The 22944-nt window shown below is 72.1% G+C and carries 20 protein-coding genes and 1 pseudogene; 14 read left to right on the top strand and 7 right to left on the bottom strand.

The window, feature by feature from the left end:
- Positions 1-554 precede the first annotated feature (554 nt).
- Both SSP24_RS21685 and SSP24_RS21680 read right to left on the bottom strand, forming a co-directional pair.
- A complete protein-coding gene (locus tag SSP24_RS21685; RefSeq protein ID WP_141311336.1) occupies positions 555-1172 on the bottom strand; it encodes a TetR/AcrR family transcriptional regulator in 618 nt (205 codons plus the stop codon).
- The gene (locus SSP24_RS21680; protein WP_141311335.1) at positions 1169-1783 is read right to left on the bottom strand and encodes a hypothetical protein; all 615 of its coding nucleotides are present in this window, start codon (positions 1781-1783) and stop codon (positions 1169-1171) included. The genes SSP24_RS21685 and SSP24_RS21680 overlap by 4 nt, the downstream gene beginning before the upstream one ends.
- A 164-nt stretch (positions 1784-1947) precedes the next feature.
- Here SSP24_RS21680 and hmgA point away from each other — a divergent pair, with 164 nt between their 5' ends.
- Genes hmgA through SSP24_RS21665 form a run of 3 tightly spaced genes read left to right on the top strand, consistent with a single transcriptional unit; the run spans position 1948 to position 5300 of the window.
- A complete protein-coding gene (hmgA, locus tag SSP24_RS21675; RefSeq protein WP_141311334.1) occupies positions 1948-3321 on the top strand; it encodes a homogentisate 1,2-dioxygenase in 1374 nt (457 codons plus the stop codon).
- 60 nt (positions 3322-3381) lie between these two features.
- Positions 3382-4131, top strand: a complete 750-nt coding sequence (locus SSP24_RS21670; protein WP_141311333.1) for a GntR family transcriptional regulator — start codon at positions 3382-3384, stop codon at positions 4129-4131.
- A 26-nt stretch (positions 4132-4157) separates the two neighbouring features.
- Complete coding sequence (locus tag SSP24_RS21665) at positions 4158-5300, top strand: type ISP restriction/modification enzyme (protein ID WP_141311332.1); 1143 nt, start codon at positions 4158-4160, stop codon at positions 5298-5300.
- Here SSP24_RS21665 and SSP24_RS21660 read toward each other — a convergent pair.
- Positions 5297-6010 carry a TetR/AcrR family transcriptional regulator gene (locus SSP24_RS21660; RefSeq protein ID WP_141311331.1) on the bottom strand — a complete coding sequence of 238 codons (714 nt, stop codon included), beginning with the start codon at positions 6008-6010 and terminating at the stop codon, positions 5297-5299. The two genes, SSP24_RS21665 and SSP24_RS21660, sit on opposite strands and share 4 nt — an antisense overlap.
- A 63-nt stretch (positions 6011-6073) precedes the next feature.
- On the opposite strand from SSP24_RS21660, the gene SSP24_RS21655 reads away from it, so the two are divergent.
- The 3 genes from SSP24_RS21655 (at position 6074) to SSP24_RS21645 (ending at position 9111) form a co-directional block, all read left to right on the top strand.
- Positions 6074-7054: an ATP-binding cassette domain-containing protein gene (locus SSP24_RS21655; RefSeq protein WP_141311330.1), complete on the top strand. Its 981-nt coding sequence runs from the start codon at positions 6074-6076 to the stop codon at positions 7052-7054.
- Positions 7051-7833: an ABC transporter permease gene (locus tag SSP24_RS21650; protein ID WP_141311329.1), complete on the top strand. Its 783-nt coding sequence runs from the start codon at positions 7051-7053 to the stop codon at positions 7831-7833. The genes SSP24_RS21655 and SSP24_RS21650 overlap by 4 nt, the downstream gene beginning before the upstream one ends.
- A gap of 81 nt (positions 7834-7914) precedes the next feature.
- The gene (locus SSP24_RS21645) at positions 7915-9111 is read left to right on the top strand and encodes a CaiB/BaiF CoA transferase family protein (RefSeq protein ID WP_141311328.1); all 1197 of its coding nucleotides are present in this window, start codon (positions 7915-7917) and stop codon (positions 9109-9111) included.
- Positions 9112-9152: 41 nt separating this feature from the next.
- On the opposite strand, the gene SSP24_RS21640 is transcribed toward SSP24_RS21645, so the two are convergent.
- From SSP24_RS21640 to SSP24_RS21630, 3 genes are all read right to left on the bottom strand, one after another.
- Positions 9153-9422: a hypothetical protein gene (locus SSP24_RS21640; protein WP_141311327.1), complete on the bottom strand. Its 270-nt coding sequence runs from the start codon at positions 9420-9422 to the stop codon at positions 9153-9155.
- Between the two features lie 126 nt (positions 9423-9548).
- Positions 9549-10355 (bottom strand): anti-sigma factor, encoded by an 807-nt coding sequence (locus SSP24_RS21635; RefSeq protein ID WP_141311326.1) that lies wholly within the window; start codon positions 10353-10355, stop codon positions 9549-9551.
- 43 nt (positions 10356-10398) lie between these two features.
- A complete protein-coding gene (locus SSP24_RS21630) occupies positions 10399-10941 on the bottom strand; it encodes a sigma-70 family RNA polymerase sigma factor (protein WP_141311325.1) in 543 nt (180 codons plus the stop codon).
- Between the two features lie 661 nt (positions 10942-11602).
- Between SSP24_RS21630 and SSP24_RS21625 the strand changes: the two genes are divergently transcribed.
- From SSP24_RS21625 to SSP24_RS21610, 4 genes are all read left to right on the top strand, one after another.
- The gene (locus SSP24_RS21625; RefSeq protein WP_141311324.1) at positions 11603-13126 is read left to right on the top strand and encodes a DUF4331 domain-containing protein; all 1524 of its coding nucleotides are present in this window, start codon (positions 11603-11605) and stop codon (positions 13124-13126) included.
- Positions 13127-13226: 100 nt separating this feature from the next.
- Entirely contained in the window at positions 13227-14951 is a 1725-nt protein-coding gene (locus tag SSP24_RS21620; protein WP_141311323.1) for a tetratricopeptide repeat protein, read from the top strand.
- On the top strand, positions 14948-16561 hold the full coding sequence (locus SSP24_RS21615; RefSeq protein ID WP_141311322.1) for a sulfite exporter TauE/SafE family protein: 1614 nt from the start codon (positions 14948-14950) through the stop codon (positions 16559-16561). The genes SSP24_RS21620 and SSP24_RS21615 overlap by 4 nt, the downstream gene beginning before the upstream one ends.
- A gap of 46 nt (positions 16562-16607) precedes the next feature.
- Complete coding sequence (locus tag SSP24_RS21610) at positions 16608-18212, top strand: serine/threonine-protein kinase (protein WP_141311321.1); 1605 nt, start codon at positions 16608-16610, stop codon at positions 18210-18212.
- A 13-nt stretch (positions 18213-18225) separates the two neighbouring features.
- Here the strand turns inward: SSP24_RS21610 and SSP24_RS21605 are convergent, their stop codons facing one another.
- Positions 18226-19026 carry an SGNH/GDSL hydrolase family protein gene (locus SSP24_RS21605; protein ID WP_141311320.1) on the bottom strand — a complete coding sequence of 267 codons (801 nt, stop codon included), beginning with the start codon at positions 19024-19026 and terminating at the stop codon, positions 18226-18228.
- Positions 19027-19246: 220 nt separating this feature from the next.
- Between SSP24_RS21605 and SSP24_RS21600 the strand changes: the two genes are divergently transcribed.
- The 4 genes and pseudogenes from SSP24_RS21600 to SSP24_RS21585 form a co-directional block, all read left to right on the top strand.
- The gene (locus SSP24_RS21600) at positions 19247-19642 is read left to right on the top strand and encodes a hypothetical protein (protein ID WP_141311319.1); all 396 of its coding nucleotides are present in this window, start codon (positions 19247-19249) and stop codon (positions 19640-19642) included.
- Position 19643: 1 nt separating this feature from the next.
- A complete protein-coding gene (locus SSP24_RS21595; protein ID WP_141311318.1) occupies positions 19644-20741 on the top strand; it encodes a GNAT family N-acetyltransferase in 1098 nt (365 codons plus the stop codon).
- A 333-nt stretch (positions 20742-21074) separates the two neighbouring features.
- Positions 21075-21926 carry a glycosyltransferase family 2 protein gene (locus SSP24_RS21590; RefSeq protein ID WP_229864938.1) on the top strand — a complete coding sequence of 284 codons (852 nt, stop codon included), beginning with the start codon at positions 21075-21077 and terminating at the stop codon, positions 21924-21926.
- A pseudogene (locus tag SSP24_RS21585) lies at positions 21923-22900 on the top strand (glycosyltransferase family 2 protein); the annotation flags it as partial. The gene SSP24_RS21590 and the pseudogene SSP24_RS21585, both read left to right, overlap by 4 nt.
- Between the last annotated feature and the right edge of the window lie 44 nt (positions 22901-22944).

Here is a 22944-nt window from a genome sequence, read left to right as displayed (position 1 = left end):
CAGGAGAGGAGCCTGGAATGAAGGGCGCGGCAGCAGGAGAGGAGCCTGGAATGAAGGGCGCGGCAGCAGGAGGGGAGCCTGGCATGAAGAGCGCGCCATTACGAGGGACCTCGGCATGAGTCCGCGCGCGGCAAGGAAGGGGCGCCGCAACGAAACGTGCGCCGCCCGAAGAAGGGCCCCGGACTGCGCGCCACGTGAAGAGGCGCCCCGGGCTGCATGCCACCCGAAGAGGAGCCCCGAACTTCACGCACCTCCCGATCGGGAGCCCCCTAAGCGCATGCACGCACGCCGCCTGACCGGGAGCCCCCTGAACACACGCGCGCACGCCGCCTGACCGGGAGCCCCTGAACACACGCGTGCACGCCAGACGAGGAACCCCTCGAAAGCGTGCGCGCGCCGCCCAGACGCCGGGGCCTCGGAAGCAACGCGCGCCGCCCAGACACCGAGACCCCGAAAACAACACGCGCCACCCAGACACCGAGACCCCGAAAACAACACGCGCCACCCAGACACCGAGACCCCGAAACCCACACGCAACCGCCGGACGGCGCCCCTCAGTCCAGCACCCGCCCCAAATACGCCCGCAGCATCACCCGCATCTCCCCGATGATCGCCTCATCCCCCTCCGGATCCACCCGGAACGCCAGCTGCACCAGGGCGTCCGCCGTCTCCACGGCGATCAGGAAGGCACGGCGCAGGTCGGCGTCGGGCTCGCGAGGGAGGTACTCCGCGAGGAGGTCGGTGAGCCGGTCGGCGACCCGGTGGTTGGGTTCGGCCTGGCGGCTGCCGACGGGGATCTGGTTGCCGAAGTCGACGAGGGAGAAGCCGGGCGCGGTGCGCTTCATGGCGAGGTACTCGTCGAGCACGGCGTCCATCGCGGCCCGCCAGTCCCCGCGCCGCGCGCCCTTCAGGCGCTCGGTGACGCGCTCGGCGTAGCGCTCCAGGTTGCGCTGGGCCAGCGCGTCGGCCATCTGCCGCTTGTTGCCGAAGAAGCGGTAGACCGAGCCGATGGGCACCCCGGCGCGCTGGGCCACCGCGCGGGTGCTCAGGGCGTCGTAGCCGACCTCGTCGAGCAGGTCGGCGCAGGCGTCGAGGATGCGGGTCAGGCGTTCGGCACTGCGCCGCTGGACGGGCGCACGGCGGAGCATGGAGGGATGGGGCACGGGCTTCATGATGCCTTTCCGCCGGGATCGGGTGAACCTCCACCCCCAGTACGCACATCCATGCCCGGTGCACTCATCGTGGCCGTCGGCTCGCTCGGCTCGCCCGCCTTGCTCGGCTCGCTTCCCGACGCGGTGATGTCGGCCGTGCACTCGACAGCCTCACCGTCCACCGCCCAGACGGAGCCGTCGTCGGCGTACAGCCGCGCGGTGAGCTGGTGCGTGCCGCGCTTGACCAGTCCGGCGTCCAGGTGGTGCTCGGGGGCGCGCAGGTCGGCGACGGGGCGGCCGTTCAGGAAGAGCCGGGCGATGCCGCGGCCGGGCGACGCCTTCGGTGCCGTACCGGCCGGTGAGAGGCGGAATTCGCGCAGGGTCAGCCGTACGTCCCACCCGGCACCGGAGGCGTCGGGCTGCACCTCGATGCCGACCTCGGGCGCGTCCTCCTTCGGCACCTCGCGGTAGGGCCGCCCGGCCTCGTCGGTGTCGTCGAGCAGCCGGCCCACCGCCGGCGGTGACTCCCCGTTGTTCCGCTCTCCGGCATCACTGGTGCCGCACCCCGCGGCTCCCGCCAGCAGCAGGACACAGACCGCGAGCGCGGCACGAGATCGACGCGTCCACGACATGCCGAGGAGCGTAGAACACCGGTACGACACCCAAAATCCCTCTGGAGTCTGGTTCTCGTCCGCCCTCCGTCGTCCATCGAGAGGAGGCCGAACTCCCCCTTGCGCCGAAGCAACCGCAATCCTACGGTGAACCATAGGAATCAGCGTGCAAGGGAGCAGCGATCATGAGCGATGGGGGTACCTCCCGCGCGAGCGTGTTCGAGCGTGGGGGAGCGCGGAAGACCGCCGAAGGGCTGGCCCATCTCACCGGATTCGGCAACGAGCACAGCTCGGAGGCCGTCCCGGGCGCACTGCCCGAGGGCCGCAACTCACCGCAACGCGCCCCCCTCAGCCTGTACGCCGAGCAGCTCAGCGGTACGGCCTTCACCGAGCCCCGCGCCCACAACCGCCGCTCGTGGCTCTACCGCGTCCGCCCCTCGGCCGCGCACCCCGCGTTCACCCGCACCGACAACGGCGGCCTGCGCACGGCCCCCTTCACCGAGACCGTGCCCGACCCGAACCGCCTGCGCTGGAACCCGCTCCCCGAGCCGCCGCCCGGCACCGACTTCCTGGCCGGACTGTGGACCCTGGGCGGCAACGGCGACGCCACCCAGCGCACCGGCATGGCCGTGCACCTCTACCACGCCAACGCCGACATGGACCGCGTCTTCAGCGACGCGGACGGCGAGCTGCTGATCGTGCCGGAGCGCGGCGGGCTGCTGCTGCGCACGGAGTTCGGGCTGCTGGCGGTGGAGCCCGGCCATGTCGCGCTCGTCCCGCGCGGGGTCCGCTTCCGCGTCGAACTGCTCGACACTGCGTCCGACAGCGGGCAGAGCCCGACCGCCAGAGGCTACGTCTGCGAGAACTACGGCGCCCCCTTCCGCCTCCCCGACCTCGGCCCGATCGGCGCCAACGGCCTCGCCAACCCCCGGGACTTCCGGGCGCCGGTGGCCGCGTACGAGGACGTGGAGGGCCCGGTGGAGGTGGTCAACAAGTTCTGCGGCAACCTCTGGACGGCGACGTACGACCACTCACCGCTCGATGTCGTCGCCTGGCACGGCAACTATGTGCCATACGCCTACGACCTGCGTCGTTTCAATGTGCTCGGCACCATCTCGTACGACCACCCGGACCCGTCGATCTTCACGGTCCTCACCTCCCCGTCCGACACCCCCGGCCTCGCGGGCGTCGACTTCGTGGTCTTCGCGCCGCGCTGGCTGGTGGGCGAGGACACCTTCCGGCCGCCGTACTTCCACCGGAACGTGATGAGCGAGTACATGGGCCTGATCGAGGGCGCGTACGACGCGAAAGCCGAGGGCTTCGTGCCCGGCGGCGGCTCGCTGCACAACATGATGTCGGCGCACGGCCCGGACCGGGAGACGTTCGACCGGGCGAGCGCCGCCGAGCTGCGGCCGCAGAAGGTGGACGACGGGCTGGCGTTCATGTTCGAGACGCGCTGGCCGGTGACCCTGACTCCCCAGGCGGCGCGGGCGGAACACCTGCAACAGCGCTACGACGACGTGTGGCAGGGCCTTCAGCGGCACTTCCGCGCGCTTTGACGGTCGCTCGCCGCAGGGCGCGCCTTGCACTGACCGTTTCCTGCCGGTACGGATGGCCCCGTGACCTCCTTCGCTCCGGACTCGATCGTCCTGAACCGCAAGCTGCCGCTCTGGTACCAGGTCTCGCAGTCGCTGCGCGCCTCCATACTCGGCCGCTCGCCCCGGGACCCGCTGCGCCTGCCGACCGAGGAACAACTGGCGGGGCACTACGGGGTGAGCGTGCTGACCATGCGGCAGGCGCTGAAGGAGCTGGAGGACGAGGGGCTCATCACGCGTCACCGCCGACGCGGCACGTTCATCGAACCCAGCGCGCGGCGGGGCGCCCCGGTGCGGCTGCTGGGCTCGGTGGACGCGATCGTGGCCCAGCAGTCCGGCATGACCACCGAACTGCTGGACCACGGCCACGCGCCCGTGCCCGCGGAAATAGCCGAGTACTTCCCGGACCTCGGTGAGGTGGCCACGTACCACCGGCTGCGCAGCGACGAGAAGACGGGCGAGCCGACCAACCACGCCCACAACTACGTCCGTCCCGAACTGGCCGGGCGTATCGACCTGGACGATCTGACCCGCTGGCCGATGACCAAGGTGCTGCGCGATGTCGTCGGGGCGGACATCAGCCGCATCACGGACACCGTGGAAGCGCGGCTCGCGGACCCGGAGACGGCGCGGCTGCTCGACGTACCGCTGCTGAGCCCGATCCTGCACTACACCGGCGTGACGTACGACGCGGACGGGCGGGTGCTGGACGTCGCCGTCATCTACTACCGGGGCGACCGCTTCTCCTTCACGGTGACGCTGGACGCCACTTGAGGCGCGTGTCAGAAGCCCGTCGTACGATGCCCGGCGTGACCGACGACGCTCCGCTGCTCGCGGACCTCATGCCGTGGTCCGTCGCACCGCCGCGACTCGGCCGGGGGTGGCCGACGGCCCCCGACCCGTCCTGCCTCAAGGCCCGCTGGGACGCCCTGATGAAGGCGGAAGGAGCGGACCGGGAGGCCCTGTTCGAGCCCACGCGCTCGCGCACCCTGCACTCGGCGGTCGGGCAGTTGCCGGGCCGGTCCACCGGCACGGAGAAGCTGCTGCGCGCGCAGGGCCCCTGCCCGGAACCGATCCGTGTGCTGCTGTCCCCCTTCGACGAACAGTGGCTGATTCCGGACCACCGCCTCATCGACGCGGCGCGACCGGAGTTGTGGCGGGTGGCCGACGAACGGCAGGTGTTCGTGGTCGAGAACCCGGAGGGCGGCGGCCCCCATCTGCTGGCCACCTCCCTGCTCCCGCTGCTCCGCCCCGGCCGCGTCCGCCCCCTGTATCGCCGCCCCGGCGGCTCGGAACCGAACCTGACCCCCGGCCTGCTGGACCACTTGGCCGCCCGCCTCGGGCAGGCCCTCGCCCCGGTCGACGTCCTCGCCTGGATCCTGACCGCGGTACGGGCGGACCTCACCGTTCCGCTCACCACGGACCCCGACCTCTGGGCGCACGGCGTCGAGACCGGCCGCCGCATGCTCTGGCTGCTGCGCCGCGACGGCGACCGCCCCAAACTGCCCGGCGGCCGCCGCCCCTACGTCCGCGCCCCGCTCCCCGCCCGCCCCCGCACGCTCCACTACGACCGCGACGAGGAGACCCTGCATCTCGACGAGGGCCGCATCTCCCCCGTGCCGTCCCAGGCCTGGGACTTCGAGGCGGGCGGTATCCGAGTCCTGGAGCAGTGGTTCACGGCACGGACGGCCGAGGGCGAGCCCGGCACGCTCCTCGCGATCCGCCCTGCGACCTGGCCCCAGGCGTGGACGTCGGAACTGCTGGAGCTGATCACGGTCCTCACGCTGCTGGCCGAACTCCCGCAGATCCAGGCGGAGTCGACCCTCACCGCGACCGACCTGTGCGCGGCCGGCGTCCTGCCCGTCCCCGCCTCCGCCCGGCGCCCCGCGTCGGTCCTGGACGCCCAGGAGGAGGGCCCGGAGGGGCAGTTGGCGCTCCTCTAGACGGCCCCCTGGAACCCGTCCAGCACCCGCAGCAGCACCCGCTCGAACACCGCCTCCGGGTCGACCGGCCCGGGATCCTCCGCGAGGGCCGCCGCCAGCCGCGGATAGTCGCCCGTCGCGATCCGGCCCCCGAGATAGGCGGCCCGCATCGCGTTCTCCTGCTCCGGCGACCAGGGCAGCGAGCGGGTGCGCTCGGCGGTGGCGAACTCGTTCGCGACGTACGTCGTCACCACGCCGTTCAGCATCGCGATCAGCTCGAACTTCGTGCCGTACGGCGCCTTCAGGGGCTCCAGGCAGGCCAGGCAGTGCTCCAGATAGCGCAGGGCGTTCGGGCTGAAGCCGTGCACCGGTGACATCAGGCGCGGCAGCCACGTGTGGTGATGCATCAGGGCGCGGGTCCGATGGGCGACCCGGAGCATGTCCGCCCGCCAGTCGCCGCTCGGCTCCCACAGCTCGTGCTCACCGCTGACGGCGTCCACCATCAGCTCGTACAGGTCCTCCTTGCGGGGGACGTAGTTGTACAGCGACATCGTGCCGCAGCCCAGCTCGGCGGCGACCCGCCGCATCGAGACCGCCTCCAGTCCCTCGGCGTCCGCAATCCGCACGGCCGCCGCCGCGATATCGGCGCGGGTGTACGCCGGTCTGGGGCCACGGCCGGTGCGCTCGGGGCGCGTCCAGATCACTTCGGGTTCGGCCGCTCGGCCCGCCATCGGTCATCACCTCGGCCACCATCCTAGTTACGTACAGCGTACGTAGTGCGCTATGGTCGCCGCATGACTACTACGTACGCTGTACTTAGTGAGGGTTTGGAGAAGCGCTTCGGGCAGGTGCGGGCGGTGCGGGGCCTGGATCTCGCCGTGGCGGCGGGGACGGTGTGCGGGGTGCTCGGGCCGAACGGGGCCGGTAAGACCACGGCCGTACGCCTGCTGACCACGCTGCTCCCCCCGGACGCGGGCTCGGCGCGCGTCGCCGGGCACGACCTGGTGCGGGAGGCCGACGCCGTACGACGGCGGATCGGCGTCACCGGGCAGTACGCGTCGGTGGACGGCGACCTCACCGGACGCGAGAACCTGCGCCTGTTCGCGCGCCTGCACCGGGTGCCCGGGGCGGCCGCCCGCGCCGCCGAACTCCTCGGCGACCTCGGGCTGACCGAGGCCGCCGACCGTCCGGCGTCCACCTACTCGGGCGGCATGCGACGGCGGCTGGACCTCGCGGCGAGCCTGGTCCGCCGCCCGGACGTGCTGTTCCTGGACGAGCCGACGACCGGACTCGACCCGGCGGGACGGAACCGGATCTGGGAGGCCGTACGGCGTCTGAAGGCGGACGGTACGACCGTGCTGCTCACCACGCAGTATCTGGAGGAGGCCGACCAACTCGCCGACACCATCGCCCTGGTGGACCGGGGCCGGGTCACGCAGACCGGTTCCCCGGCCGAGTTCAAGGCGCTGGTCGGCGCGCACGCGGAGGTCGTCGTCGCGGACCCGGACGCCATGGCGAAGGCAGCGGCCGTACTGGACCAACTGACGGGCGGGGAGCCGTCGTTCGACCGCGAGCGGAACGCCGTGGGGGCGGTCACCCGGGACATCACGCTCACGCTCCCCCGGCTGGTGCGCGAACTGGACGCCGCGGGCGTCCCGCTGCTCGACGCGAGCCTGCGCCCGCCGACCCTCGACGACGTCTTCCTCCGGCTCACGGCCACCGAAGGGCCGACGGACACCGAAGAGCTCACCGACACCAAGGAGCATGCCGCATGAGCACGCTGGCCTACGACGGCACCGCCCTGCTCGGCCGCCAGCTGCGGCGGTTGCGGAACAACCCGGGGCTGCTGATCCTCACCCAGACCATGCCGATCACGATGCTGCTGTTCTTCGCCTACGTCCTCGGCAGCGCCCTGGCGATGCCCGGCGCGGAGTACCGCTCGTTTCTGGTGCCGGGTCTGCTGGTCGCGACGGCCGCGAACGGGATCATGACGGGCATGTTCCAGGCCGCCCAGGACACCCACCGAGGTGTGACGGACCGCCTGCGCAGTCTGCCGATCAGCCGGGCGGCGGTGCCTCTCGGGCAGGCGGTCGCGGACCTGGTGGTCACGGCCGCCGGGACCGTGCCGTTGCTGCTGGTCGGACTCGCGATGGGCTGGCGGGTCGAGGGGAGCGTGCTCGGGGCGGTGGGCGCGGTCGGCCTGTTGCTGCTGTTTCGGTTCGCCACCACCTGGGCCGGGATCCTGCTGGGCCTGCTCACCCGGAGCGAGGAGGCCGCAGGGCAGCTGGGCGGCGCCACCTTCGTGCTGCCACTGCTGTCCAACGCCTACATCCCCACGGACGGCATGCCCGGCTGGCTGCGCACGGTCGCCGAGTGGAACCCGATCAGCGCGGCGACCACGGCCCTGCGGGACCTCTTCGGCAACGCCCCCGTGCCGGACGGGGCCGCCTGGCCCGTGGCGCATCCGGTCGCCGGGTCGCTGGCGTGGTGCGCCGTGCTGCTGGCGGTGTGCGTGCCGCTCGCCGTGCGCCGCTACGCGCACGGCGAGCGCTGACTCCTACTGCTGGCAGGCCAGTTCGCGGCAGGTCACACACGCGCATGACAAAGCTGTGCCGCGCGGGCCATGATCCCCGGCATGGAACAGCAGCCCCTGCCCCTTGCGGGCATCACCGTCGTCGCCGTCGAACAGGCCGTCGCCGCCCCCTTCGCCACCCGGCAGCTCGCCGATCTCGGCGCCCGGGTGATCAAGGTGGAGCGGGTGGACGGCGGCGACTTCGCGCGCGGTTACGACACCGCCGCCCGTGGCCTCGCCTCGCACTTCGTGTGGTGCAACGGCGGCAAGGAGTCCATCGCGCTGGACCTGAAGGACCCGCGCGGGCTGGACGTCGTACGGCGGCTGGTGGCGGACGCGGACGTGTTCGTGCAGAACCTCGCGCAGGGGGCGGCGGCGCGGCTCGGGCTCGACGCGGCCACGCTGTGTGCCGCGCATCCGCGGCTGATCGCCGTGGACATCTCGGGCTACGGGGCGTCGGGGCCGTACGCGGACAAGCGGGCGTACGACATGCTCGTGCAGTGCGAGGCCGGGCTGGTGTCGGTGACGGGGACGCCGGAGCAGCCGGTGAAGGCGGGGATCCCGGCGGCGGACATCGCCGCGGCCATGTACGCCTTCTCGGGCGTGCTGGCGGCGCTGGTGCGGCGCGGCACCACCGGGCGCGGCGGGCCGGTGGAGGTGTCGATGCTGGAGGCGCTCACGGAGTGGATGGGGCATCCGCTGCACCATGTGATGCACGACGGCACGCCCCCGGCGCGCACGGGCCTCGCGCACGCCGTCATCGCGCCCTACGACGCCTACGCCACGGCGGACGGCGGGCGGGTGCTGCTGTCGGTGCAGAACGACCGGGAGTGGCGGCGGCTCGCCGAACAGGTCATAGGGCGGCCGGAGTTGGGGACCGACCCGGCGTTCGCGACGAACGCGGCGCGGGTGGCGAACCGGGAGCGCACGGACGCCGAGGTCGCGCGGGCGCTGGGCGCGATGGGCGCCGAGGAGGCGCTGGCCCGGCTGGAGGGTGCGGGGATCGCGTGCGCCCGGCTGCGGGACGTACGGGAGGTGGCGGAGCATCCGCAGCTGGCGGCCCGGGAGCGGTGGCGGGAGGTGGGCTCGCCGGTGGGGCCGCTGAAGGCGCTGCTGCCGCCGATCACCTGGCCGGGTGGGGAGCCGGCGCGGAGTGGCGACGTACCCGCGCTCGGGCAGCACACCGAAGCGTTGCTGCGTGCCGTGGGGATGACGGACGGCGAGATCGCAGCGCTGCGCCGGGAGGGTGTGGCTGCCTGAGCGCGGGCCCTCGAAGGGTCGGTCGAGGACGCCGGTGCGGGTCAGCGCCCGCCGAACAGCGAACGGCGCAGCCGGCGCAGCGGTGCGAAGAGCGAGACCCGGCTCACCCGTGTGCCCCGGTCGCTGCGCTTGTGCGCGGTGTCACGTGCGGTTATCTCGCGCATCAGCGAGGTCGCCTCGGCCGCCTCCCGCTGCGGGACGGCAGGGCCGGCCAGCACCGAGAGATGGCGGTCGAGGCGCGAGCTGGTCGCGCTGCTCCCGCAGGTGATCGCAGGGACCCTTGCCCTGCTGCGCACTGTTATCTGTTCCATGTCACTCCCCACCCGTACGAGTCCACCCGGCCCGGGCAGGGTAACCCTATCTCCCCCATGGGGCACGCGTGTATCGCGGTCACAGGATTCACCTTCCCCGTAAGGCCGTTGACCATCCCTTCTCGATCACTCTCCGAATCCGACCGATTCCAGGGCGAGTTGGACAACCGGCTGCGTGGTGGGCTGAGCTGACCCCCCGTCGGGCTCGACGGTCACTGCCAGTGACGTCGCCGCCCTATCCAGGCCGTTGGCCACGAAGGGCGTGTCGTCGTCGAGGAGACCCAGAGAGAGAGGTTGCGCCTGGGGGCGCATGAGCCACAGTTGATGCACACGGTCACCCGGCAGGTCGTCGTACCCGTTGAGCGTGACGACCGCGCGCCCCTCGGAAGCGGAGGCGATCACTCCGATCGTCCGTCCCTCGGCGTCCCGCCCGGTGGCCGCGCGGGCGTCCGGAGCGGCGAGGACGTGGGCGATCTCACGTGCCCGGTCCCGCTCGGCGGCCAGTTGCTGCTCGCTCCGGTTCGCCTGGACGGCGAAGAGGGCGGCGACGACGAGGGCCGCGGCGGCGGTCGCGGTGGCGAACGGTACGAACAGGGGGCGCGGCCGGGGCGCACGGGAGCGCGCCGGTGGCGGCTGTGTGCCCCACACATGCGGGGGCAGCCGGTTCTCCCGCGCGCGTGCGGGCTCCTGCGGGGTCGTGCGTACGGCGGTCAGCACCCGGTCGCGCAGGGCGGCCGGCGCAGGGGCGGCCGTGGACCAGGCGAGGCGCACGGCGTCCTCGGAAAGCGCCCGTACGTCTGCCGCACAGCGCTCACAGCCGGCCAGATGCTTCTCGAAGCGGGCGCGTTCGTTGCCTTCCAGGGCGTCGAGCGCGTAGGGCGCGGCGAGGCTGTGCAGGTCGGCGCGGCCGCGCAGGCGGTCGAGCAGGCTCATGCCGTACCCCCTCGGCGCTCGGTGTGCGGACGGTCCAGGAAGCTCACGCGACTCCTCCGAGGCACTCGCGCAGCCGGGTCAGTCCGTCGCGCATCCGGGTCTTGACCGTGCCGAGCGGCAGGGAGAGCCGTTCGGCCACTTCACGGTAGGTGTAGCCGTCGTAGTAGGCGAGGGTGACGGACTCCCGCTGGAGGGCGGTGAGCCGGTCCAGGCACCGGCGCACCCACTCGCGTTCGAGTCCGGCCTCCACCTCCTCGGCGACATGGTCGAAGGCGGGCGTCCCGGCGCGCAGTGCCTCGCGCTGCTCCCGCTCACCGGCCGCGCGGGCGCTGCGCACCCGGTCGACGGCGCGGCGGTGGGCGAGGGTGAGGATCCAGGACAGGGCGCTGCCGCGACCGGGGTCGAAGCGGGCGGCGGACCGCCACAGTTCGAGCAGCACCTCCTGGGCCACCTCCTCGGACTGCGCCGGATCCCGCACCACGCGTTTGACGAGCCCGAACACCGGTCCGGACACCAGTGCGTAGAGCTCCTCGAACGCCATGTGGTCCCCGCCCGCGACGCGGATCAGCAGTCTGTCCGCCTCCACACGCTCCCCCTCTCCACGGCCACACCCGGGCCGTCCCGTCACACCAGACATTCGCAACGAACGCACCTCCGGATGGGGTTACGGATCAGCGTGCCGAAAACGCGGGTCGGGGACCAGGAAATTCACGGCCGGAGGCCGGGACACCCTCCGGGGTCGGCGACCATCGAACGCCGCGGGGTCGCAGTCCGGGAAGGGCGCGGGCCGGAGCCCGGGAAACGCCGCGGGCCGCAGCCCGCAAGCCGAGGAGCGCCGCGGGGCACAGCCCGCAAGCCGAGAAGTGCCGCGGGGCGCAGCCCGCAAGCCGACGAACGCCGCGGGGCACAGCCCGCAAGCCGAGAAGTGCCGCGGGGCGCAGCCCGCAGATCGGCAACGCCGCCAGGCACACCCCGGGAACCGGTCAGCACCACGCGCCACACTCCACAGCCCGGCCAACACCACGCGCCACACCCGCGAACCGGCCAACACCACGCGCCACACCCCGCAAACCGGCCAACACCACCTGCCACAACCCACAGCCCGGCCAACACCACCAGCCGCAGGCCACCGGCCGGAATCAGTGCGGTCGGAGGCTCGGCCCAGGAATTTTCGTCCTCGACCAATCCGGTCCGCGCGCCGTTCCGAATCCCCGGTGTCAGGCAAGTTGGCACTGAGGACGGACGGCATGACAGCTATCTCCAAGCGCGGCGCGGGACTCAGGAGCGTCGCCACCCTCGTCTGTGGTGCGCTGGCCGCCGGGGGGCTCGCGGCCGCCGGCGTGACCGCGTTGGAACCGGGGGCGGCCGCCGCCTCCAGCCACCGGGAGGCTCCGCTGATCTCGGGGACCCCGCAGTACGACAACACCGACGTGTACGCGTTCGTCAGCCCGGACAAGCCGGACACGACGACGATCATCGCCAACTGGATCCCGTTCGAGGAGCCGGCCGGCGGACCGAACTTCTTCACGTTCGCCGAGGACGCCCAGTACGACATCCACATCGACAACAACGGCGACGCGCAAGGCGAGCTGCTGTTCCGCTACACCTTCAAGACCCACACCAAGGACAAGAAGACGTTCCTCTACAACACCGGCCCCGTCGAGAGCCTGGACGACCCGGACCTCAACGTCACGCAGACCTACGACATCGACCTGCTGCGCCTGAAGAAGCAGCACTTGGTGTCCCGCACGAAGATCGCGGACGATGTGCCGGTCGCGCCCTCGAACGTCGGCAAGGCGTCCATGCCGGACTACGCCAAGCTGCGCGGGCAGGCGATCCACGAACTGGCGGGCGGCGCCACGACGTTCGCCGGGCAGGCCGACGACCCGTTCTTCCTGGACCTGCGCGTCTTCGACCTCCTCTACGGCGGGAACCTCTCGGAGGTCGGCAACGACACGCTCAAGGGCTACAACGTCAACTCCATCGCCCTGCAGGTGCCCAACCACCTGATCCAGGAGTCCGCCGACCAGCCGATCGTCGGCGTCTGGTCGACGACCCAGCGCAAGAACGCCCAGGGCCACTTCCGGCAGGTCTCGCGGCTCGGCAACCCGCTGGTCAACGAGGTCGTCAACCCGATCGAGGACAAGGACACCTTCAACGCGTCCGGGCCGTGGGACGACGCCCAGTTCCTGGACAACGTCACCAACCCTGAGCTGCCGAAGCTCATCGAGGCGATCTACAAGATCCCGGCGCCCAAGGAGCCCCGCAACGACCTGGTGGACGTCTTCCTGAAGGGCGTTCAGGGCCTCAACCAGCCGCCGCACGTGACGCCGTCCGAGATGCTGCGCCTTAACACCTCCATCAAGCCGGCCGCCGAACCGAAGCGGCTCGGCGTCCTGGACGGCGACAACGCGGGATTCCCCAACGGCCGCCGCCTCACCGACGACGTGATCGACGCCTCCCTCCAGGTCGTCGAGGGTGAACTGCTCGGCGCCAAGAACGACCTGGGCGACGCGGTGGACAAGAACGACAAGGAGTTCGAGAAGGCCTTCCCGTACGTCGCCCTGCCGACGGAGGGCTCACGCGGCCCGCTCGCCAAGGGCACCTCGGGCGGCAACGACGTCCGCAGCCAGATCGGCGACGCCCTCCAGCCCGCCGGCTCGGACGACACGACCCTGATCGCCGCCTCCGCGGGCGCGGGTGCGGGCGGAATCCTGCTGATCGGCGTGGCCCTGATGTGGTGGCGCCGGATGCGGGGCCGCGCGTACTGACGCCCCCACCGACCGGCGCGGCCCGTGACTCCCCATCCCCCACGGCGCGGGCCGCGCCTCCCGACGAACATCCCCATCCGCTGGTGCACCAAGGAGAGGCATGGTCCCGCGTACGAACGACGACGCCCCGGAGGACGAGCACGGCAGGAGGCCGGCCCCCGGGGACGGCGGGGTGATGAAGGGCGAGAACGGCCCGGGCATAGAGGCCGGGAGCGGCCCGGGCACGGCCGACGCCGTGGTGGAGAGCGGAAGCGGCCCCGCCTCAGCCGACGCCACGGTGGAGAGCGGAAGCCACCCCGCCACACCCGACGCCACGGTGGAGGGCGGAAGCCGCCCGGGTACGGCCGACGCCGCGGTGGGGAGCGGAAGCCACCCCGCCACAGCCGACGCCACGGCAGCGAGCGAGAGCGGCGCGGGCACGACCGGCGCCACCGCCTCCGAGGCGACGGACCCCGACGAGCGTGTCGCCGCGCTGCGGCGGGTCTCGGCGGTCGGTCGGCGCTGGCGCCGGGCTCAACTCGCCGGATGTGTCGTGCTGTTGGCCGTGGCCCTCACCGGAGGGTCGATCGCGCTCGGGAACACGCGGGACGACAGCGGACGTGCCCTGGCCACCACGGGCGGCGGCATTTCGGCCGCCGCTCTGCTCGGCAGCGGCGATCTCGACGCGAGTGTCACCGGGCTGCAGGACCATCTCCGTGCCCAGCCGAGGGACTTCGGCGCCTGGGCCACCCTCGGGCTCGCCTACGTCGAACAGGCCAGGGTCGACGGCGACCCCTCGCGCTACCCGCAGGCCGACAAGGCGCTGGACCGCTCGCTCGACCTCAGGCCCCGCAACGACCAGGCCCTGGCCGGCCGGGCCGCCCTCGCCGCCGCCCGCCACGACTTCACCGACGCCCTGAAGTACGCCGACCAGGCCCTGAAGCAGAACCCCTACAACGAACGCGCCCTGTGCAGCCGTATCGACGCCCTGCTCGAACTCGGCCGGTACGACGAAGCCGCGAAGGCCGCCGACACCGCCGACTCCCGGCGACCGGGCATCCCCGTCTTCACGCGGTACGCATACGTGCGCGAGCTGCGCGGTGACGTCCGCACCGCCCGCCGGGTGCTGGAGCAGGCCCTCGACGCCACCGCCACGCCCGCCGACACCGCGTACGTCGCCACCGCGCTCGGCCAACTCGCCTGGAACCAGGGCGACCACGAGACCGCCCTGCGGCACTATGCCCGCGCACTCGCCGCCGACGACGGCTACCTCCCCGCACTGGAGGGACGCGCCCGCGCGCAGGCGGCGAGCGGGGACCGTGCCGAGGCCGTGCGCGGCATGGAGGCGGTCGTGGCCCGCGCCCCGCTGCCCGGCGCGCTCGTGGCGCTCGGGGAGCTGTACGAGGAGGACGGCGACACGATGCGGGCCCGTGAGCAGTACGCCCTCGTCGACGCCTGGACCGCCCTCGCGCGCGCGGGTGGCGTCAACGTCGATCTCGACACCGCACTCGCCGCCGCCGATCACGGCGACGCGAAGCTCGCCCTGCGCGCCGCCCGCGCCGAGTGGGACCGCCGCCGGACCGTGCACACCGCGGACGCCCTCGCCTGGGCGCTGCACGTCAACGGCCGCGACGAGGAGGCCCTGCCCTACGCCCGCCGGGCCACCGCCACCGGCTACCGCAACGCCGCCTTCCGCTACCACCGCGGCATGATCGAACTAGCCACGGGCCGCACGCAGGAGGCCCGCGCCTCCCTGACCGCGGCTTTGCGGCTGAACCCCGGCTTCTCCCCGCTCGGCGCCCGCGAGGCCCGTGCGGCACTGAGGTCCCTGGAGGCGGACCGGTGAAGCTCCCCCGTCTCCTCGCGGTCCTGGCCGCCACCGGCGCCCTCCTGCTCGTCCCCGCAGGCACCGCGTCCGCGCACCCGCTCGGCAACTTCACCGTCAACCACTACGACGGCCTGGTGGCCGCCCCCGGTGAACTCCGCGTCGACCACGTCGAGGACCTCGCCGAGATCCCGGCGACCCAGGCCGGACCCGACGTCGAACGGCTCGGCCTGACCGGCTGGGCCGAGCAGCGGTGCGCGGCCGCCGCCCGGGACAGCGAGGTCACGGTCGACGGACGCACGGTTCCCCTCCGTGCCGTCGAGAGCCACGCGCGCGTGCGGCCCGGTCAGGCGGGGCTCGACACCCTGCGGGTGGAGTGCCGACTGACCGCTCCCCTTCCCGAGGGTGACTCGGTGACCGTCGGATTCCGCAGCGCGGGCGCCGATTCCGGCCCCGGCTGGCGGGAGATCACCGCACGCGGGGACCGTACGACGCTCACCGCGTCGGACGTGCCGGAGCAGTCGGCGTCGCGTGAACTGGCTGCCTATCCGGAGGAGTTGCTGTCGTCCCCGGCCGCCACGACGTCCGCGACCTTGCGGGTGCGGCCCGGTGGTCCCGCCCTGGCCGAGGAGCGGGGCGACGCACCCGCCGCGTCCGTCCTGCCGCGCGGCGCCGACCGCTTCACCCGCGCCCTGGACTCCCTGGTCGCCCGCCAGCACCTCACCGCCGGTTTCGCCGCCCTCGCCCTGCTCATCGCCATCGGCCTGGGCGCGATGCACGCCCTCGCACCGGGCCACGGCAAGACGCTGATGGCGGCCACCGCGGCGGCGCACGGCGGCCGGGCCCGCATGAAGGACGTCCTGCCCCTGGCCGCCTCCGTCACGGTCACCCACACCCTCGGCGTGGTCGCCCTCGGCCTCCTGGTCACGGCGGGCTCGGCGGCGGCCCCCTCGGTGGTCGCCTGGCTGGGCATCGCGAGCGGCGTCCTGGTGACGCTGGCGGGGGCGGGACTGATCCGGCGGGCGGTCCGCGGGCGGGGAGGCGTCCAGGCGCACGTACACGCGCATGACCATGACCACGACGATGAGCACGACCACCGCCAAGAGCACGACCACGGGCACGCACATGCCCACGACCACCGCGACCACGGGCACGGGCACGCACACGCGCACGACCATCGCGACCACGACCACCCGCACGCACACGACCACGGTGGCCACGACCATCCGCACCCCCACCCCTACATCCATACACACGGCGGCCACACCCACTCCCACCCCCTCGCCCCCACCCTCCGCGGCACGATCCTCATGGGCTTCGCCGGTGGCATGGTGCCCAGCCCCTCCGCGGTCGTCGTCCTGGTGGGCGCCGCCGCCCTCGGGCACGCCTGGTTCGGGCTGCTGCTCGTCGTCGCGTACGGCGTCGGCCTGGCGCTCACCCTCACCGCCGCCGGATTCGCCGTCGTGAAGTTCGGCGCAGGCGTGAGCCGTGCCCTGGTCCGGCGGCCGCGCTGGACCGCCAATCCACTGGCCGCGCTGGTGCGTCGTACCGCGCCGGTGGGTTCCGCGTTCGTCGTCCTGGCCCTGGGTGCCGGTTTGGTGCTCAGGGGGGCGGCATCGGCATTCGGGTGAGCTACTTTTGGGGAGAAATCAGACGACACATCACTCGCGGCTGGGAATGGGGGCGCCCGTGTCCGTGCAACCGGGCAGTGAACGCGTGATCGCCGGCCGTTACCGTCTGCTGTCCCCGCTCGGCGAGGGCGGGATGGGCACGGTGTGGCGCGCCCGCGACGAGGTGCTGCACCGCGAGGTCGCCGTCAAGGAGGTGCGCGCCCCGGCCGGGCTGCCCGCCGCCGATGTGGAGCGGATGTACGCCCGCCTGGAGCGCGAGGCCTGGGCGGCGGCGCGGGTCGCGAACCGCAATGTCGTGACGGTGTACGACGTGGCCACGGACGAGGACCGGCCCTGGATCGTGATGGAGCTGGTCCGCGGTATCTCCCTCGCGGAGTTGCTGGACGCCGAGGGGCCGCTGTCACCGCAGCGCGCGGCGCACATCGGCGCCGAGGTGCTGTCCGCACTGCGCGCCGCGCACGAGGCCGGGGTACTGCACCGGGACGTGAAACCGGCCAACGTCCTGCTCTCGAACGACGGCCGGGTCGTCCTCACCGACTTCGGCATCGCAATGGTCGAGGGCAGTTCGGCGCTGACGATGACCGGCGAGGTCGTCGGCTCGCCCGAGTTCCTCGCGCCGGAGCGCGCGCTCGGCCGGACGCCGGGCCCGACGTCCGACCTGTGGTCGCTGGGCGTGCTGTTGTACGCGGCGGTGGAGGGTCACTCCCCCTTCCGTTACGACACCCCGTTGAGCACCCTGCGTGCGATCGTCGACGAGGAGTTGCCGCCGCCCCGCCGGGCCGGTCCGCTCGCCCCGGTCATCGAGGGGCTGCTCCGCAAGGACCCGGCCGAGCGCCTCTCACCGGAACGGGCCGAGCAGGACCTGCGGTTGATCGGCGCCGGCGGTACTCCCCGCGCGGACACGGCGCCGACGACGCCGTACACCCCGCACCCGTACTCCCCGACGATCGCCGCCCACCAGCAACCGCCGTCCCCCACCCCGCCGCAACCCGTCCCGGCCGCGACCACGACGACCACCGAGCCCCGCCGCGACCGCCGCACCGTCACCGTCCTGATCGCGGGCATCGCGGCGCTGGCGCTGGCCATCGGCGGACTGACGTACGCGCTCCTCAACAACGAGGGCGGCAACGGCGGCGGGGCGGCGGGGACCACCGACCCGCCCGTCACGGAGACAACGGAGACGACCCCGGAAGAGGAGACCACCGACCCCGGCGGCGGGACCGGGTCCACCACGCCGACCCCGAGCGAGACCCCCACGTCCACTCCCCCGCCCCAGACGGTGACCGTCAGCCTCTCCGGCGAGCGCACCGACTACTCCGGTCCCTGCCCGCCGCCGAGCGACCAGGCCCCCAGGTTCACGGCGACGTTCACGGTGGGCCGACTCCCGGCGCAGGTCGACTACCGCTGGGTGACCAGGGACGGCGAGGTCGAGAGCTGGAAGACGCTGTCGTTCCCGGAGGGCGGGGAGCGGACCAAACAGGACCGGGTGATCGTGACGACGTACGAGGAGAGCGGGACGTACGAGAACGAACTCACCGTCGAGGTCCGCGACCCGGTGCGCACCACGTCCAACGCGGTGCCGTTCTCGGTGACCTGTGCGACGGAGACCCCGACGGGCGGGGCCTCCCCTTCACTGTCGCCTAGTCCCTGATACTCCCTGAGGGTCAGGCGGCGTTGAACACCGGCAGATAGCCGCCGGACTGCCCGTTGGCGGTCGGGTGGTACGACTCGCCGATGTTGAACCAGTTGACGCTGTGCAGCCAGGAGGCGCCGGAGCAGATCTCGTGGCCGGTGAAGGTGGAACGGACGTCACCGAAGGTGAAGCCGTGGTTCAGGGCGCGCTTCTCGATGGCGGTGTTCAGGTGGTCGGAGGCGTCGTTGATGGCCTTGCGCTTGGTCTCGGACAGGCCCAGGCAGGACTGGCCGAGCTTGTAGAAGCGGGGGTAGCCGAGGACGACGACGTGTGCCGAGGGTGCCTTGCTGCGGATCGCCGTGTACACGTTGTCGAGCTTGCCGGGGAGCGTGGTGTCGACGTACGCCCGCGCGGTGTTGATGCGGGAGATGCAGGCGCTGTCGGACTGCAGTACGCACGTCGTCATGACGTCCGCGAAGCCGGCGTCGTTGCCGCCGACGGTGATCGAGACCAGGCCGGTGCTCGCGTTGAGGGGCGCCAGCTGACTGGCGACGACTTCATCCGTTCGGGCGCCCGAGCAGGCCGTGAAGTTGAAGGACGAGGGTGAGTTGGCGGCGGCCCAGAGGTACGGGTACGCGCGCGTGCTGCGCTTGCAGTCGCCGCTGGAGCTGAGGTAACTGCCCGCGCCGACACCGGAGGAATAGGAGTCGCCGAGCGCCACATAGCCGGTGGCGGCGGCTTCCGACGCCTGCGCCGAAGCGGCGCCGGTGAGGGCGGTGGTGGCGGCGAGGAGGAGTGAGCCGAGGTATACGACAAGTCGGGAACGTCTCATGGAACCTCCCTTTAGCAGGATCTCTGCCACAACCGTCGTACCAACTACGCGTGTTGAGTGGAAGTGTCCATGCCAAGACTTTTTGACGCGCGTTCAACTTCCTTGTTCCGCCCCAGTGGACGACCCCCGCCGCAGAGAGCGCATTCCCGTCTTGACGGCTCCCCGAGGGCTGCGCGACATTGAAGCCCGGCATCCGGCGCTTCGGGGGGCAAAGTCGCCAATGCAGACCATCCGTGCGAAGAGAGATGCATCAGACGCAGACCTGAGGCTCGCGCTCGCGGGCGCCGCGACCGCCGTCGGGGGGATCGGCGCGCTGCTCGCGCTCATCGAGTCCGACTCGCCGCTGCGCGGTCCGTTCACGCTGTTCTTCCTGCTGGCGGCGCCGGCCGTGGCCATCGCCGCCGCGCTCGACGGACTCGATCCGCTCGGCCGCGCCATCGTGGCACTGGCGGGCGCGATCGTGCTCGACATGCTGGTGGCCCAGGGCCTGCTGGCCCTGCACCTGTGGTCGGTACGCGGCGGCATCGCGGCCGTGACCGTCCTCAGCGCCCTCACTCTCCTGCTGGTTCTGGTACGGCGCTCCGGCGGCCGTACCGCGCGAAGAGGGGGCTCGTGACGTGGACCTCAGTGTGTACCGCCCCGGCGAACTGACCGGCGCCGACCGGGCGGCCTGGACGGCGATGCAGGCCAAGGCCCATCTGCACGGTTCACCGGAGCTGGCGAACCCGTTCCTGTCACCGGAGTTCGCGCTGGCCGTGGGCCGGTGCAGACGCGGCGTCCGGATCGCGGTGGTCCGCGAGGACGGCGAGCCCGCCGCGTTCTTCCCGTTCCAGAGATCAGCCGCCGGTGTCGGCCGGGCCGTCGGGCTCGGCGTCTCCGACGCGCAGGGCGTGGTGCACCGCCCGGGGTTCACCTGGGACGCCCGGGAGCTGCTGCGGGCCTGCGGGCTCGCGGTGTGGGAGTTCGACCACCTGGTGGAAGGCCAGCGGCCGTTCGAGGCGCACGCCTCCGGCACCTTCCCGTCCCCGGTCATCGACGTCGACCAGGGATTCGACGCGTATCTGGCCCGTCTGCGCGGCCAGTCGCCGAAGTTCACCAGGACCACCCTCGCCAAGGATCGCAAGCTGGGCCGCGACGCCGGCGAGGTCGTGTACGTCCACGACGAGCGGGACCCCGCCGCCCTGCGCACGCTGATGGACTGGAAGTCCGCCCAGTACCGCAGGACCGGGCGCAGCGACCGCTTCGCGCACGAGTGGATCACCCGGCTGGTGGAGCGGCTGTTCCACACCCGTTCCGAGCCGTTCGCCGGGATCCTGTCGGTGCTGTACGCGGGCGGCAGGCCGATCGCCGCACACTTCGGGCTGCGCACCGAGCGTGTGCTCGCCTGCTGGTTCCCGGCGTACGACCCGGCGTACTCGAAGTACTCACCGGGGCTGGTGCTGCATCTGCGGATGGCCGAGGCGGCCGCCGCCGACGGAATCGCCTATCTCGATCTCGGGCGGGGCCAGAAGGAATACAAGGACTCCCTGAAGACGCGTGAAATCCAGGTGTCCGAAGGGTGGGTGACCCGCCGTCACCCGGTCGCGTTCGGGCATCGCGCCCGGCGCGCGCCGGTGCGCGCTCTGCGCAATGTGGTGGTGTCGCGACCGGAGCTGTTCGAGCCTGCGGACAAACTGCTGAAGCAAATGGGAAAGATCCGGTCAGGTCGCAGGTAACGGCTAATACAACTAAAAGGTAAGGCTGTGCTCAGGTCTTGCCATAAGGGGTGATGCGTCAATACCGTCGTACATCTCATCCGCATCGGACCGTCACCACAGCGGACCAGGGGAGGGCTCAGGGCCGCGGTGATGTGCCGGAGCGGAACGCGCGGTGGGGGGTGCCGTGCTCGGTGACGTGTGATGCCTCATGCGTGATCGAGCCGTTCCGCGCAACCGGCTGCCTTTTTCGGGGCCGGTGAGCTTTGCCAGTGACTAACCCCCCTTTCGAACCGGACAAAAAGCCGGGCCGCCCGGGGGTGGGCGGTCCACCGGACGAGAGGGACCAGACTCATGAGCTCCGTTCTGGGCTCGACGACGACCGACTCGACGACCACTGACTCGACGATCACCGGCCAGAATCCGTCGACGGCCGGCGCCTACCGGCCGATATCCACGCACCTGGCCATTACGCCGCCGGTCAGCGTGGTGATTCCCGCCATGAACGAGGCGGAGAATCTCCCGTACGTCTTCAAGACCCTTCCGGACTGGATCCACGAAGTGGTTCTGGTGGACGGCAATTCCACCGACGACACCGTCGAGGTCGCCCGTGAGCTGTGGCCGGACGTGAAGGTCGTCGAACAGCGCGGAAAGGGCAAGGGCGACGCGCTGATCACCGGGTTCGAGGCCTGCACCGGCGACATCATCGTGATGGTCGACGCGGACGGCTCCGCCGACGGCAACGAGATCGTGTCGTATGTCTCCGCCCTCGTCTCCGGCGCGGACTTCGCAAAGGGGTCCCGGTTCGCCAACGGCGGCGGCACCGACGACATGACCTTCATCCGCAGAATGGGCAACCGCGCGCTGTGCGCGGTCGTCAACCGCAAGTTCGGCGCCCGCTACACCGACCTGTGCTATGGCTACAACGCCTTCTGGCGGCACTGCCTGGACAAGATCGACCTGGACTGCACCGGCTTCGAGGTCGAGACCTTGATGAACATCCGGGTGGTCAAGGCCGGGCTGAAGGTGCAGGAGATACCGAGCCACGAGTACCTCCGCATCCACGGCACCAGCAACCTCAGCGCGGTGCGCGACGGGCTGCGGGTGCTGAACGTGATCCTGCGGGAGCGCTCCAACCGGCGTGCGCTGCGCCGCCGCACCCAGCCCTCGCCGATGCTCGACACGGTCCGGGGAGAGGTGTCTTGAGCGGTCCCGACATCTCCGTCGTGATCTGCGTCTACACCGAGGACCGCTGGGAGGACATCCTCGCGGCGGTCGCCTCGGTGCGGGCGCAGTCCCGGCCGGCCCTGGAGACGCTCCTGGTCGTGGACCACAACCAGGCCCTCCTGGACCGTCTGACCCGGGAGTTCAAGGAAACCAACGGTGTGCGGGTGCTCGCCAACGCGGGCCCTCGCGGCCTGTCCGCGGGCCGCAACACCGGCATCGCCGCCGCCCACGGTGACGTGATCGCCTTCCTCGACGACGACGCCGTCGCCGAACGCGACTGGCTCAGGCACTTCGCCTCGGCGTACGCCGACCCGCGTGTGATGGCGGTCGGCGGCCGTACGGTGCCCAGCTGGGCGTCGGGGCGGCGGCCGGTGTGGTTCCCGGAGGAGTTCGACTGGGTGGTCGGCTGCACCTACCGGGGGCTGCCGCCCGGCCTGGTCCGGGTGCGCAACGTCCTCGGCGGCAACGCGTCCTTCCGCCGCAGCGCGTTCGATACGGCGGGCGGCTTCGCCACCGGCATCGGACGGGACGGCGACAAGCGCCCGCTGGGCTGTGAGGAGACGGAACTGTGCATCCGCCTCACCCGCGCCATGCCGGACGCGATCCTGCTGATCGACGACCGCGCGGTGATCCACCACCGGGTGCCGTCGGCGCGCGAGCGGTTCGGGTACTTCCGTACGCGCGCGTACGCCGAGGGCCTGTCGAAGGCGCTGGTGGCCCGCAGCGTGGGCGCGGACAAGGGCCTGGAGTCCGAACGCCGGTACACCACCCGTGTCCTGCCGGCGGGAGTGGCGCGCGGCGTCCGGGACGCGCTGCTGGCCCGGCCGGGCGGGGCCGGAAGGGCGGGGGCGATCGTGGCGGGGGTGTGCGCGGCGGCCGGCGGGTACGTCGTGGGGAGCGTGCGGGCGCGCAGGAGCGGTACGACGTTTTCCGTGGCGCGGATCGAGGGGGGCGCGGACGCGACCGACCGGGGCGCAGATGCGATCGAGGGGGCGGC

The organism is Streptomyces spinoverrucosus (assembly GCF_006539505.1).
Lineage (GTDB): Bacteria > Actinomycetota > Actinomycetes > Streptomycetales > Streptomycetaceae > Streptomyces > Streptomyces spinoverrucosus.
This window is presented reverse-complemented; position numbering and strand designations above follow the sequence as displayed.

Coding starts and splice junctions, on each gene's coding strand:
- hmgA (WP_141311334.1), top strand. CDS start 1,948: ATGAGCGATGGGGGTACCTCCCGCGCGAGCGTGTTCGAGCGTGGGGGA.
- SSP24_RS21660 (WP_141311331.1), bottom strand. CDS start 6,010: ATGGCGGGCCGAGCGGCCGAACCCGAAGTGATCTGGACGCGCCCCGAG.
- SSP24_RS21605 (WP_141311320.1), bottom strand. CDS start 19,026: ATGAGACGTTCCCGACTTGTCGTATACCTCGGCTCACTCCTCCTCGCC.
- SSP24_RS21635 (WP_141311326.1), bottom strand. CDS start 10,355: ATGAGCCTGCTCGACCGCCTGCGCGGCCGCGCCGACCTGCACAGCCTC.
- SSP24_RS21680 (WP_141311335.1), bottom strand. CDS start 1,783: ATGTCGTGGACGCGTCGATCTCGTGCCGCGCTCGCGGTCTGTGTCCTG.
- SSP24_RS21665 (WP_141311332.1), top strand. CDS start 4,158: ATGCCCGGCGTGACCGACGACGCTCCGCTGCTCGCGGACCTCATGCCG.
- SSP24_RS21650 (WP_141311329.1), top strand. CDS start 7,051: ATGAGCACGCTGGCCTACGACGGCACCGCCCTGCTCGGCCGCCAGCTG.
- SSP24_RS21600 (WP_141311319.1), top strand. CDS start 19,247: ATGCAGACCATCCGTGCGAAGAGAGATGCATCAGACGCAGACCTGAGG.
- SSP24_RS21640 (WP_141311327.1), bottom strand. CDS start 9,422: ATGGAACAGATAACAGTGCGCAGCAGGGCAAGGGTCCCTGCGATCACC.
- SSP24_RS21620 (WP_141311323.1), top strand. CDS start 13,227: ATGGTCCCGCGTACGAACGACGACGCCCCGGAGGACGAGCACGGCAGG.
- SSP24_RS21645 (WP_141311328.1), top strand. CDS start 7,915: ATGGAACAGCAGCCCCTGCCCCTTGCGGGCATCACCGTCGTCGCCGTC.
- SSP24_RS21655 (WP_141311330.1), top strand. CDS start 6,074: ATGACTACTACGTACGCTGTACTTAGTGAGGGTTTGGAGAAGCGCTTC.
- SSP24_RS21685 (WP_141311336.1), bottom strand. CDS start 1,172: ATGAAGCCCGTGCCCCATCCCTCCATGCTCCGCCGTGCGCCCGTCCAG.
- SSP24_RS21625 (WP_141311324.1), top strand. CDS start 11,603: ATGACAGCTATCTCCAAGCGCGGCGCGGGACTCAGGAGCGTCGCCACC.
- SSP24_RS21610 (WP_141311321.1), top strand. CDS start 16,608: ATGGGGGCGCCCGTGTCCGTGCAACCGGGCAGTGAACGCGTGATCGCC.
- SSP24_RS21590 (WP_229864938.1), top strand. CDS start 21,075: ATGAGCTCCGTTCTGGGCTCGACGACGACCGACTCGACGACCACTGAC.